This is a genomic window from Olivibacter sp. SA151 (genome assembly GCF_054130995.1).
This window is the reverse complement of the sequence record NZ_CP096391.1, coordinates 236,821-250,385: the sequence shown is the minus strand read 5'-3', so window position 1 is coordinate 250,385 and position 13,565 is coordinate 236,821. Positions and strand designations below refer to the sequence as shown.

Annotated in this window: 10 protein-coding genes; 9 read left to right on the top strand and 1 reads right to left on the bottom strand. The window is 41.3% G+C overall.

The genetic code is table 11. The annotated features are described in order from the left end of the window. Positions 1-92: 92 nt before the first annotated feature. From M1D52_RS00980 to M1D52_RS00940, 9 genes are all read left to right on the top strand, one after another. A complete protein-coding gene (locus M1D52_RS00980) occupies positions 93-2,507 on the top strand; it encodes a ligase-associated DNA damage response DEXH box helicase (RefSeq protein ID WP_377609997.1) in 2,415 nt (804 codons plus the stop codon). Continuing rightward, a complete protein-coding gene (gene pdeM, locus M1D52_RS00975; protein ID WP_377609999.1) occupies positions 2,504-3,154 on the top strand; it encodes a ligase-associated DNA damage response endonuclease PdeM in 651 nt (216 codons plus the stop codon). The genes M1D52_RS00980 and pdeM overlap by 4 nt, the downstream gene beginning before the upstream one ends. Positions 3,155-3,299: 145 nt before the next feature. Next, entirely contained in the window at positions 3,300-3,626 is a 327-nt protein-coding gene (locus M1D52_RS00970) for a hypothetical protein (RefSeq protein ID WP_013664409.1), read from the top strand. 537 nt (positions 3,627-4,163) lie between these two features. Then, complete coding sequence (locus M1D52_RS00965) at positions 4,164-5,273, top strand: ATP-binding response regulator (RefSeq protein ID WP_013664410.1); 1,110 nt, start codon at positions 4,164-4,166, stop codon at positions 5,271-5,273. 25 nt (positions 5,274-5,298) lie between these two features. After that, positions 5,299-9,348, top strand: coding sequence for a response regulator (locus M1D52_RS00960; RefSeq protein WP_437394064.1), 4,050 nt, complete (start codon positions 5,299-5,301; stop codon positions 9,346-9,348). Further along, the gene (locus M1D52_RS00955; protein ID WP_013664412.1) at positions 9,333-9,716 is read left to right on the top strand and encodes a response regulator; all 384 of its coding nucleotides are present in this window, start codon (positions 9,333-9,335) and stop codon (positions 9,714-9,716) included. The genes M1D52_RS00960 and M1D52_RS00955 overlap by 16 nt, the downstream gene beginning before the upstream one ends. A gap of 1 nt (position 9,717) precedes the next feature. Beyond that, on the top strand, positions 9,718-10,554 hold the full coding sequence (locus tag M1D52_RS00950; protein ID WP_437394063.1) for a CheR family methyltransferase: 837 nt from the start codon (positions 9,718-9,720) through the stop codon (positions 10,552-10,554). A 274-nt stretch (positions 10,555-10,828) separates the two neighbouring features. Next, entirely contained in the window at positions 10,829-11,800 is a 972-nt protein-coding gene (locus M1D52_RS00945) for a polyprenyl synthetase family protein (RefSeq protein ID WP_013664414.1), read from the top strand. A gap of 2 nt (positions 11,801-11,802) precedes the next feature. Beyond that, the gene (locus tag M1D52_RS00940; protein ID WP_437394062.1) at positions 11,803-12,852 is read left to right on the top strand and encodes a TerC family protein; all 1,050 of its coding nucleotides are present in this window, start codon (positions 11,803-11,805) and stop codon (positions 12,850-12,852) included. Here M1D52_RS00940 and M1D52_RS00935 read toward each other — a convergent pair. Continuing rightward, positions 12,849-13,388 (bottom strand): AAA family ATPase, encoded by a 540-nt coding sequence (locus tag M1D52_RS00935; protein ID WP_377610003.1) that lies wholly within the window; start codon positions 13,386-13,388, stop codon positions 12,849-12,851. The genes M1D52_RS00940 and M1D52_RS00935 overlap by 4 nt on opposite strands. Positions 13,389-13,565: the final 177 nt, after the last annotated feature.

The following is a 13,565-nucleotide window of genomic DNA, read 5'->3' as shown; positions in this document are numbered from 1 at the left end:
CGGAAAGCATTGTCTAAAGAAATAGTATTTTACAATTAACAACTATTAACGAATAACCAATAACAATTAACGAGTAACCAATAATCAACAACGTGTTAGCTGAAAAATGGTTTGAACTTAAACGATGGTCGCCGCACCGATTTCAAAAGGAAACTTGGCAGGCCATAATTAAAGGCGCTTCCGGTTTACTGAATGCCCCAACCGGTTACGGTAAAACTTACGCCATGTGGTTTGGTATTTTGGAGCGATTATTGGCCTTTAGGCAAAGCCAAACGAAAGTGTCACGTGGAACATATTGCCTGTGGATAACGCCCCTACGATCGTTATCGCAAGAGATGGTACTGGCGCTCAATCGAGTGAACAATGATCTCGATTTAAAACTGGATATAGCCCTACGCACCGGAGACACTACACTGAAAGAAAGACAACGACAAATCAAAGAAAGTCCGGATGTCCTTATCACTACTCCCGAGAGTATCCATTTGATGCTAGCCCAAAAAGGTTATGCGTCGCGATTGAAGAGCATCCAATTTGTAGTAGTTGATGAGTGGCACGAGTTATTAGGCAGCAAAAGGGGTGTGCTAACAGAGCTTGGCCTATCTAAGTTGAAGGACCTTAATCCACAGTTGCAGATTTGGGGTATTTCTGCGACCATTGGGAACCTAGAGGAAGCCAAACAAATTCTTCTCGGAAAGCAAGACGGCGTGATTATTAAAGCAAACCTTCCAAAGAAAACGCAAATAACCACCGTACTCCCGGATGTTTTAGAAAAATTTCCTTGGGGCGGTCATTTAGGCATCCACTTGGCCACCAAGGTGCTCGAAATTGTTAATAATAGCGATACGACCTTAATTTTTACCAATACGCGGTCTCAAGCCGAGATCTGGTATCAGCAATTGCTACGTCTCCAACCCGATCTAGCCGGTATTCTCGCCTTGCATCACGGATCGCTAAGTGAAGAAATCCGACAATGGGTAGAGCAAGCATTGCATGCCGGCACATTAAAGGCAGTGGTATGTACCAGTAGCCTGGACTTAGGTGTGGATTTTCGGCCGGTGGACACCGTGGTTCAGGTAGGATCCGCCAAAGGGATTGCTCGCTTTTTGCAACGTGCCGGGCGCAGTGGTCACCGACCCGGGGCGACGAGCAAAATTTGGTTCGTACCAACTCACTCGCTCGAAATTATGGAGGGGGCAGCCCTCCGTTATGCCGAGCAGCATCAATTGATGGAAGATCGCATTCCTTATATCCGTTCTTTTGACGTATTGATTCAATACTTGGTAACCTTAGCCGTATCAGACGGATTCAGGCCGCAGGAAGTCTTCTCAGAAATAAAGAGCACGCACTGTTTTGAATCGATTAGCTGGGAAGAGTTTACGCAATGCCTCTTGATGATTACACAGGGCGGCAAGACGCTGGATGCTTATGATGAGTTTCACAAAGTAGTGATTGAAGAGGGGGTTTATAAGGTTGTCAGCAAAAAGGTGGCCATGCGCCATCGCCTGAGTATAGGCGCCATCGTAAGCGACACAATGATGACCGTTAAATACCTTAGCGGCAAATATATTGGCAGTATTGAGGAATGGTTTATTTCGCGTCTCAATCCGGGGGATACCTTTTGGTTTGCCGGCAAAAATTTAGAGTTGATCCGTGTAAAAGACCTGCAAGCGATTGTCAGGATGTCCAATAAGAAAAAGGGACTGGTTCCTTCTTGGATGGGCGGGCGTTTACCCCTCTCTACGCACCTTTCCTTCGCTATTCGCCACGTTTTGGATCAGTGGCAAACCTCCGCAGCCCAAGAACCGGAAATTTCTTTTCTCAAACCTCTTTTTCTGGAACAGCAAAGACGCAGTACCTTGCCTAGCAATGAGTATCTGGTAGTGGAGCAGACAGAGACAAAAGAAGGTCACCATTTGTTTTTCTTCCCTTTTGAAGGAAAATTTATTCACGAGGGCATGGCCGCCTTAATTGCCCACCGATTAGGAAAGGCAAGACCATACACTTTTTCTGTTGCCCTCAACGATTATGGCTTCGAATTGTTAAGCGACCAAGAAATCGATATAAAAACCGCTATTGCCAACGGTCTTTTCTCTGTTGAAAATTTAAGCGAGGATATACAACAGAGTGTCAACATGACCGAATTGGCAAGGAAACGTTTTCGGGATATCGCCGGTATCGCCGGTTTGGTTTTTCAAGGCTTTCCGGGAAAAAAGATTAAAACCAAGCATTTGCAAGCAAATTCAGGTTTATTTTTTAAGGTGTTTGAGGAGTATGAAAGCGATAATTTACTGCTCCGAGAAGCTTACGACGAAGTTTTTGATTTCCAGTTAGACTACAATCGCTTATTGAATGCCCTGAATCGCATTACCTCGCAAAAAATTATCATCAATAAAACCGACCGCTTGACACCGTTTGCTTTTCCTATATTTGCAGAATCCTTCCGGGAACGTTTCAGTAATGAGGCGTTGGAAGATAGACTAAACAAGATTATAGCGCAACTGGAATGAGAGACCGATTGGAGCTGCGAATAAAAAATAAAACGGTATATCTATTAGCGGAAAAATGCATTTTCTTTCCTGAAAATCAAACCTTGGTAATTGCTGATATACACCTTGGAAAGGCTGCTCATTTTAGGAAAGCCGGCATTATCATACCGCAACAAGCGGGAACCGACCGAGATTATAAACTGCTGCAAGATGTATTGAAAAAATATGAAACAAAGCGGATTATTTTTTTGGGTGATTTATTTCACAGTTCCGAGAATACCGCATGGCTTCATTTTGTCGATTTTTCCTCCCAATATCCGCATACAGAGCTTATTCTCATCAAGGGCAATCATGACATACTTCCCCTCGCCTATTACCAACAGGGTAATTTAAAGGTCCATTTGGAAACCTTACAGGAAGATTTTATCCTCTATTCACATGCGCCTTTGCCCGAAGTTCCGGCAGGAGTACTGAACATTGCCGGCCATGTTCATCCTGCGGCCAATCTTAAAGCAAGGGGAAAGCAAACGCTTCGGCTTCCCTGCTTTCATTTAGAGCAGTCGTTACTTTTATTGCCTGCATTCGGTAGTTTAACGGGAACCTTCGCGCTTCCCAAAGGAAATGCACAACAGTTTGTTACCACCGGACGAACAGTTCTCGCTATTTAAAGAATTTTATTTCAAGCTGTTTTTCATTCCTTCCTTACTCGATTTTTTTTCGAATAAGTAAAACAAATTGCTAACTTTAATTATTATGCACTAGTGTAATGATAATCCCAATCAATTGCACAAAGTTTCACTAAAAAACAATTTTATGAAATCAAAAATCTATGCACTATTAACTGTTTTCATGCTAGCTTTCACATTTAGCACCCCCATTGCAGCGCTTGCTAACGACAAGAATGCTAAAACAATAGAAGTGTCTAAAGAAGAAGCGGCTAGAGAGATCAATGCTATGAAAAGGCGCGTGGCAGAGATTAAAGCGATGGATAAATCAACGATGACAAAGGCAGAGCGCAAAGCACTCCGTAAAGAGCTTCGGGAAATGAACAAAAGAGCGCGTGCCCTAGGCAGCGGTGGGGTTTATCTATCCGTAGGAGCCATCATCATCATTATTTTAGTATTGATATTGATTCTATAGGATGGAAGCTGTAGGCAATAGGCTGTAAGCTCGTATGCTGGTAGCCAGTGAGAAGGGAACCCGTTAGTACGGAACATGACTTACGTCTCATACCTCCTATTAACTATTCCCTACTCACTACTCACCATTAACTACTCACAACTCGTTAGTGAACAAGGAAACCTGTTAGTTGAGAACATGGCGTCTCATACCTCCTATTAACTATTCCCTACTCCCAACTCGTTAGTGAACAAGGGAACCTGTTAGTTGGGAACATGGCGTCTCATACCTCCTATTAACTATTCCCTACTCCCTACTAACTACTCACCATTAACTACTCACAACTCGTTAGTGAACAAGGGAACCCGTTAGTTGGGGAATAGGGCTTACGTCCCATACCCCCTATTACTATTCCCCACTCCCTACTAACTACTCCCTACTAACTGCACACCATTAACTACTCAACCATCCTTTTGCTTATCCTAAAAATTTACTAAACTTGTAGTTATAACATATATTAATAAAACAAACGGCTAACTGCATCGTGCCAACACCGAAATGATACTAATTGTTGACGACAAACAAGAGAATCTGATTTCTTTACGGAAGTTCCTAGAAACCAACAACTTTAAAGTTGACACTGCTTCATCCGGAGAAGAGGCACTAAAAAAAGTTCTTAAAACTACGTACGCGCTGATCATATTAGATGTTCAAATGCCTGGTATGGACGGTTTTGAGGTAGCAGAATTGATTTCCGGCTATAGCAAGACCGTTGATACGCCCATACTCTTCTTATCAGCGGTAAACACGGAGAAGAAATTTATTACGCAGGGATATGAAACCGGCGGGATTGATTACCTGACAAAGCCATTTGATCCGGATATTTTGCTTCTAAAAGTAAAAACTTTCTATCGCCTGTTTGAACAAGCGCAAGCGATGCATGAAATGCAAGAAGCACTTAAACAAGAAATCGAACATCGAAAAATGCTCGAGAATAAGAAGGACGAATTTATTAGCATAGCCAGTCACGAACTTAAAACTCCCCTGACCAGCGTGAGGGGATACTTGCAATTATTGGAGCGTCTTCCGGAAGCCAAAAACAACGAAAAATTTAAAACCTATCTCGGGAAAACAAGTGCTCAACTGAACAAATTACGGGAACTGATTGACGACTTACTGGATATTTCCAAAATAGAGAGCGGAAAGATGAAATTTAATTTTCAACCGGTTTCTATAGAAAAGTTAATCAGTAACACACTGGAAAATGTGAGTCAAATGTATCCGGAACACGCTTTTAAAAGGATTGGCCAAGTGGATAGCATTATACTTGCTGATGAAATGCGACTAGAACAAGTATTGATCAATTACCTCACCAATGCGATCAAATACTCACCTAATTCAAAAGAAATATATTTGGAAACGGCGCTCACGGAAGACAACAAAATCCAAATCGGTGTACGCGATTTTGGAATAGGCATACCATCCGACAAACTAAATCATTTATTTGACAAATTTTATAGAGTAGAAGAATCTTCTTACAAATTTCAAGGCCTGGGCATGGGACTTTATATATGTAAAGAAATTATTGCCCGCCATCATGGCGAGCACGGTGTAGAAAGCCGCTTAAACGAAGGTTCATTTTTTTATTTCCGATTGCCATTAAACTAGAATTTGTGCTGAAAAATAAAAACCGATGACAAAAAATCGTTTTAACCTGATTCCACTAAACTATAAACTTACCTTGCTAGGTTTTGTACCCCTTATGTGCCTGTTATTTTTCTTTTTCATTGTCGAAAACGAAAAGACAGAGCGAATAGAAGGGACAAATAATTTCATAACCCGCATCAATCTGGCGCTGAGCGCGGACAACCTCATCGAACAGTTACAGCAAGAACGTCGATTGAGCCTAGATAAGATATTTAAAACAAAAGATGAAGGCGCACTTAATGTACAACAGCTAAAAACCGATGAAGCAATCCAACATTTTAATACCTACATCGACAGCGGATTAAATGCCGACTACGCAAATTATACATTTATAAATGAATTACCCCATTGGCGATCAAGCATCAATAGCGGAGAAATGGGTTATGAAGAGACGTTCAATAACTATCAGAAAATTACCGAAAGACTCAGTGTTTTCAGTAGGGTGTCTACCGATTATGCCAATCTTAATGAAAGCTTGGGAGGGCAAATCGAACTTCGGGAGATCCTATCTCAGCTGATTAATTATGCCGCAATTCTGCGTTTAAATATTTATTTTACTTATGCTGACGACAAGCTGAATACATTGGATTTCTCAAAATTCAATATGAACTACGAGCTTTTTCGATCCTATATCGACCAGCTTAAAAGTCTTGACAAACGCTATAGTGAGCAAAATTTGGATAAACTGAAAGCCAGCCAAGCCTTCAATACCACTTTAGCTTTCTTTAAAACAGTACATGATACTAAAGCATTGCCGGAGCGCTTTACTGCCAACGAATGGTGGAATATATCGGCTACGGCGATGGATGTATTAAAGGCACGTTTAAACACCACCATTGAGTCAATTGGCACGGGTGCATCCAGCGTTTATGAGTCAGAGATATACGACCGTAATTTTACACGTATTACACTGGTTTTCTGTGTATTAGTCGCCATCGTGCTTATTTATTTGGTTATAAAAAATATCGCAAATCACTTATTCGAGCTACAAGAGGCGGCCAGCAAAATTGCCCTGGGCCATACGAATATCGCCTTGCCTACCTTTGCCAAAGATGACTTGGGCGTTGTAGCTCGATCTATCAGGAAAATCGACCTGAGCAACCAGGAGCTAGCGAAAGCAGCCGAAGAAATAGGGAAAGAAAATTACGATATTCCTATTGCAGCCAAGGGCCCTCATGACGTTTTGGGTAACGCCCTCGTCAACATGAGAAACTCGCTGGAACGACATTCGAAAAAAGACAAAACTGAGTTATGGCTACAGACAGGTGAAAGCGTTGTAAATGGCTTGCTTATAGGCCGATCCGAACTGAAGGAATTCGGTTTAGACGTCTTAAAGGCTTTAGTTGATTATTTGGATGCTGCCTTAGGCACTTACTACATAGGTGAATATGGAAAAAATTTCGAACTGATCAGCAGCATTGGCGTAGCTGACCGATCGCAACTACCACAGCAGATCAGCATTGGAGAAACTCTTCTTGGAAAAGTGATCGCAGAAAAGAGAAGCGTTTTATTGGAGCAATTACCCGATGAATATCTTCAAATCCGAACCAGCTTAGGTACGGCTAAGCCCCAATGGGTGTTAATTATTCCTTTGATTCATGAAAAAGAAGTAGAAGGTATAATAGAAATTGCATCAATCAACACCATACCGGAAGCGGCAGTTGCTTTTGCCAACCGTATTGCTACCAACGTAGGTGCAGCTATCCATGCTATTAAGAGTCGAATCCGCTTGAAAGAATTGTTGGAAGAAACGCAAGCACAAGCGGAAGAACTACAGGCGCAACAAACCGAACTCGAAAATCTAAATGTTGAGTTGGAAGCACAGGCAAATAAATTACAAGCTTCTGAAGAGGAATTAAGGGTACAGCAAGAAGAATTGTTAGAAAGCAACCAGGAACTCGAAATCAAATCGCAGGCGTTGGAAGAAAAAAATCAGATGATCCTGGAGCGGAACTTGGAAATACAAAAAAAGGCAGAAGACCTAGCGTTAAGCACGAAGTATAAATCGGAGTTTTTAGCTAATATGTCGCATGAACTTCGTACCCCACTTAATTCGATCTTATTGCTTTCCCGCTTACTCAGCGAAAACAACGAAGGAAATTTACTGGAAGATCAAATTGAATATGCTAAGGTCATTCAAACTTCCGGAAATGGACTTTTAACGCTAATTGACGAGATTCTAGATCTATCTAAAATCGAGGCCGGAAAGATGACCCTTTCCTATGAAGACGTATCACTTGCCGAGATGATCAATGATCTGCAAAATTTATTCGGTCCTATGGCTGTTGATAAAGGCCTCGAACTCAAATTTGACTGCGATAAAACAACCTTTAGCAAAATTCAAACGGACAATCTCCGGTTACAACAAATATTAAGAAACCTGATTTCCAACGCGCTTAAATTTACGGCCAAAGGTTCGGTGACCTTAAGTGTATATCCGAATAAAGAAAAGGAAGGGTATTTAAACTTTGCGGTGCGCGATACGGGAATCGGTATACCAAAAGAAAAACATCAACTGGTTTTCGAGGCCTTTCAACAAGCAGATGGCTCTACGCGGCGCAAATTTGGCGGCACCGGCCTTGGCTTATCGATTAGTAAAGAACTGGCTAAACTACTGGGCGGCTCGCTGTATATTAATAGCGAAGTGACTAAAGGCAGCGAGTTTATTGTCAGCATTCCAGTCGCTAAACCGGTGGAAGAAAAAACGGTGGTGGAAGAAGTTCCTTTAGTTCAACGGGAAACTGAGAAAAATAATGATAAAAAGATAACTTACGAAAAGATTTCCACGCCACCGGTACCTTTCCTAAGTCCAATAATACCGAACGAGCTCACCGACGATCGTGACCAAATTAACGACGGTGATAACGTCTTATTGATTATTGAAGACGACACCAATTTTGCGCGTGCTTTAGTAGACTTCTCCCATAAAAACGATTACAAGGTTGTTACAACGGTAAGAGGTGATTTAGGGATCGAGCTTGCTGAAAAATATATGCCGAGAGCCATCCTTTTGGATATCGAATTACCGGTAAAAAATGGTTGGCAGGTAATGGAGGAGATCAAAAGTAACCCTGCTACGCGCCATATTCCCGTTCATATTATGTCTTCCCATGAAGTGAAACGAGAAAGTATCACAAAAGGGGCCATTGATTTCATCAGGAAACCGATGGCGCTGGAACAAATAGGCCAGATCTTTAATCGCGTGGAAAAAGCGTTATCGGCCGGCCCGCGAAAGGTCTTAATTATTGAAGATAACCTAAAACATGCACAGGCGCTTGCACATTATTTGGAAAGCTTTGACGTCAAAACGGATATCAGCAAGGATATTCATTCCGGCGTTAACCGTTTGAAAAGTCACGAGGCCGATTGTGTCATCTTAGACATGGGTATCCCCGATGCGCAAGCTTATAAAACACTTGAGACCATCAAGTCGGACGCGGGGATGGAAAATTTACCGGTCATTATTTTTACCGGCAAGCAACTTTCGCCATCAGAAGAAATTAAGATTAAACAATATGCAGATTCCATTGTGGTAAAAACCGCGCATTCTTATGAAAGGATACTGGATGAAGTAGCGCTATTTCTGCATCTTGTGGAGGAGTCTAATGACACGCCAAAGAAGGAAAAACTAAAACTGAACAGCACACTGACCGAAGTGCTAAATAACAAGACGGTGCTTATTGCAGATGATGATATCCGAAATATATTTTCTTTGACCAAGGCACTGGAGCGGTATAAAATAAATGTACTAGCCGCAGAAAATGGAAAAGAGGCGCTACAGACTTTGCATGCTCACGCTGATAAAGTGGATATCGTTTTGATGGATATGATGATGCCTGAAATGGATGGCTACGAGACTACCACGCGCATTAGGCAGGAATCCCGATTCAAAAATCTACCCATATTAGCCGTAACGGCGAAAGCCATGATGGGCGATCGGGAGAAATGTATTGCTGCCGGTGCGTCTGACTATATTTCAAAACCTATAGATATTGATCAATTAATATCCTTGTTGCGCGTATGGCTCTACCAATAAACCGAGGCAAAATACTCATCATTGATGACGAACCGTTAAACATTCTGGCCTTAAGTGCTGTTTTAAAATCAAGAGGTTATACGGCCATTACTGCGAGCAGCGCTGAAGAAGGCTTAACTTTTCTTAAAGAGGATAAGGATATAAAACTGGTTTTGATGGATATGATGATGCCCGATCTTGATGGATACGAGGCTACATCGCGGATCAGGAAAACTGAACCTATCAAAGATATTCCGGTGATAGCTGTCACCGCCCAAGCAATGAGCCACGACAGGGAAAAGTGCCTAGATGCAGGGGCGAACGACTATATTTCTAAGCCGATTGACATTGATGAGTTAACTATGGTGATTCGAAAACATTTACAATAATATGTGGCAATTTCCAGCGATCGAAGATACCGACTTAGAAACCCTAATTAATGATCTGCTAGAGATACATGGCTACGACTTTCGCAATTATAGCAGAGCTTCCTTAAAGCGTCAGGTTAACCGACTTTTTACACGAGACCGATTCCCTAGCTTCGCCGAAATGCGTTATCGCTTAAAAGTAGACAAGACTTATTTAAAGCGCTTTGTTGAGGGAATTACTGTTAACGTTACCGAGATGTTCCGCGATGCGGAATTTTATAAATTTCTACGCGCTCAAATCATACCTACGCTGGGGACTTATCCCTTTATACGCGTATGGGTAGCGGGCTGCTCTACCGGTGAAGAGGCCTATTCCATAGCCATTTTGTTAAAAGAAGCCAATCTATTGCATAAGTCTTTAATTTATGCAACCGATCTTAATCCGGCTGTATTGGAAGAAGCGAAGGAAGGGATATTTAATTTGAAAAGCATGAAGCTATACTCGGAAAATTATATACTCGCCGGAGGGTTTCAGGATTTCTCAACTTACTATACAGCCAATTACCATCATGCCATACTAAATCAGGAATTGTCGGAGAAAATTATTTTCAGTCAACATAATCTAGTCTCTGACGGCTCATTCAACGAGTTTCAGCTAATTTCCTGCCGTAACGTATTAATTTATTTCAACAGTTATCTTCAGAACCAGGTTTTCGGTTTATTTGATGATAGCCTAGCTCCGCTAGGTTACCTTGCCTTGGGCACTAAAGAAACCTTGCTATTTTCAAGCATTGCAAATCGCTATAAACAAGTAGCCACCGAAGCAAAAATTTGGCGCAAACAAGTCTTTGAAGGATAAGAAGCTTGAGGCGCATAAGGTTTAACCTTAATCCCCGTATCTAACACCTTATACCCTATACCTTACGCCTTATACCTTATACCCTCCACCTTAAACCTTAAACCTTACACCCTATACCTTACACCCCATCACATAAATCTAGCGATTTTTCACTATGTTTGTCACGTTTCTGGAAAGGCCAATAATGAAAGGTGCCTAAGGGTGGCGATGTTCGATTAAAGCTCAATATGACAGACTAAACAATCCTTTAGACGACCTTAACAAAAAAAAATGCATGCTAAAACTTGAGGAAATTAAGAAACCGATAGCTACCGAGCTCGATGATTTTGAAATAAAGTTTAAAGAATCTATGCGTAGCTCGGTACCCTTGCTTGATAGAATTACGCATTACATCGTGAAGAGAAAAGGCAAACAAATGCGGCCCATGTTTGTTTTTTTCGCGGCAGGCGCATGCGGCGGAATCAATGAGTCTACACATCGAGGGGCTGCGTTAGTCGAACTCGTTCATACAGCCACGCTGGTACATGATGATGTGGTCGATAATTCGTATCAGCGAAGAGGATTTTTTTCGGTTAATGCACTTTGGAAAAACAAAATAGCGGTTTTAGTAGGTGATTTTCTTTTAAGCAAAGGGCTTTCCTTATCCGTAAAAAACCAGGATTTTGAGTTTCTTCGAATTTTAAACGAGGCCGTAACCGAAATGAGTGAGGGCGAATTACTGCAAATGGAAAAAGCTCGCCGACTTGATATTGACGAAGGCGTTTATTTTGAAGTTATTCGGCAAAAAACCGCATCGTTAATTGCTTCCTGTTGTGCATGTGGAGCGGCATCTACCAATGCGCCAAGCGAACTTGTCACCAAAATGCATGACTTTGGGGAAAAGGTTGGTATTGCCTTTCAAATTAAAGACGATCTTTTTGACTTCGGTTTTGATGATGTGGGCAAACCGCTCGGAATCGATATCAAGGAGAAAAAACTTACGCTACCGTTAATTTATGCACTGAACAATACCAGCAAAGAAAAGAAGAGAACGATCATTAATCTTGTTAAAAATCACAACGAAGATCAAAAGAAAGTAATGGAAGTTATAGAATTTGTACGAAATAGTGGTGGCTTAGCCTATGCCCGGGAAAAAATGCTAAGCTACCAAGCAGAGGCATTCAACATACTAGAAGCATTTCCCGAAAGCGAATATAAAACGGGATTGGAACAATTGGTACGATTTACAACTGAGAGAAATAAATAACCATGGCGAACGAATTAGTGTTTTTCTTTGGCTTTCTGCTTTTTATTATCCAGATGCTGGCTATTGATCTGGGGCTCTTCAATAAAAAAGATCATGAAGTATCTTTTAAAGAAGCGGCGATTATGAGTAGTGTTTGGGTGGCGTTTGCTTTAGGCTTTTATATAATTCTCCGGTTCTGGGGCGATAAGCTACATGACATACAAGATTTTGACCATCTTCAGGAAGTCACGCGCCGACATCTCCACAATATTAAACTGTTACCGGAAAATTTTGCCGCGAGCCTTGAAATATATAAGAAGAACCTAGCCCTTGAGTATCTCACCGGTTATGTCGTTGAATACGCACTTTCCGTTGACAATATCTTTGTAATGGTATTAATTTTCACCTCATTCGGCGTTCCTCCCAAATTTTATCATCGCGTGCTGGTATGGGGAATTGTTGGGGCAATCTTATTGCGCTTTTTGTTTATATTTTTGGGCGCCTCCCTTATTAATCGCTTTGAGTGGATCCTGTATGTATTTGGCGTTTTCCTGGTATATACCGGAATAACCATGTACCTAAATAGAAATGAAGAAGAGGAAATCGACCCGAAAAACCATAAAGTTGTCCGTTTTGCATCCCGCTATTTTTCGGTCTACCCAGAATTTGTCGGACACAACTTTTTCCACAGAGAAAACGGGAAAAAATTTATTACACCGCTCTTTTTAGTCTTATTGGTTATTGAATTTACCGATTTAATATTCGCGGTCGACTCCATCCCTGCTATCTTTGCTGTTACCAAAGATCCCTATATTGTATTCTTTTCGAATATATTCGCCATTCTTGGATTACGGTCTATGTTCTTCCTATTGGTAAATATCATTCATAAGTTCCATTATCTAAAAGTAGGCCTTGCGTTCCTGCTGATATTTATCGGTGGAAAAATGCTGGGACATCATTGGTTGGAGGCGTGGGGATTCACCACAGCACATTCGTTGTACATAATCATTGGGATTTTAGCTATCAGTGTGATCGCTTCACTCTTATTTCCCAGAAAGGAGCATAACGCTTAAAGTAGAAAGCTGTCAACAGCTTTCTTGGCATTCAAAAAACGTTCTTCACCAAGGCCGGATATCAGTTGATATTTGGCCTTTAGTTCTGTCAGCTCATTTTTCCATACTTGTAGGAAATACTGCCGCTGTTCAGGTTCAGGAAAATCCCGCAACGGATCGTCCTCCCAAGGTAAATCGATATCCATTAATAAATAAAAATCATAGGAATGATTTTTTAGTGCAGATTTCACCTCCTCCGGTGTATCTCCAAAAAGGTAATCGCACCATACCTTTACTGTCAAGAATGTTGTATCACAAATCAATAAATGATTAAAGGCCAACGGTTCCAAGCTTCGCTCTAAAGCGATCTGACCATAAAAAATATTCAATTCATCCTGCAGCGTGTATTCCCGGTTCAGGTTTCGACAATACTCTCTCGAATATTCCGGTACGCAAATGGTACCGTATAGCTTGGCTAAATAGGTCGAAATCTGCGATTTCCCGGTAGATTCCGGACCTACTACCGCAATTTTTATGAGTTGTTTACTATCATCCATGTACGCTTCCAATCAAAATAGCCCTGCCAGGCTGTAAATGCTAAAATTCCGTATAATAACGCAGTTAAGGTATAATTTTTATAAACAAAAAGCGGAATAAAATATCCACTACAACCCACATTGACCAATTTTGCAGCACCTTTCTAGTCATCGAAAATTAGGGAACAAAACAAAGGA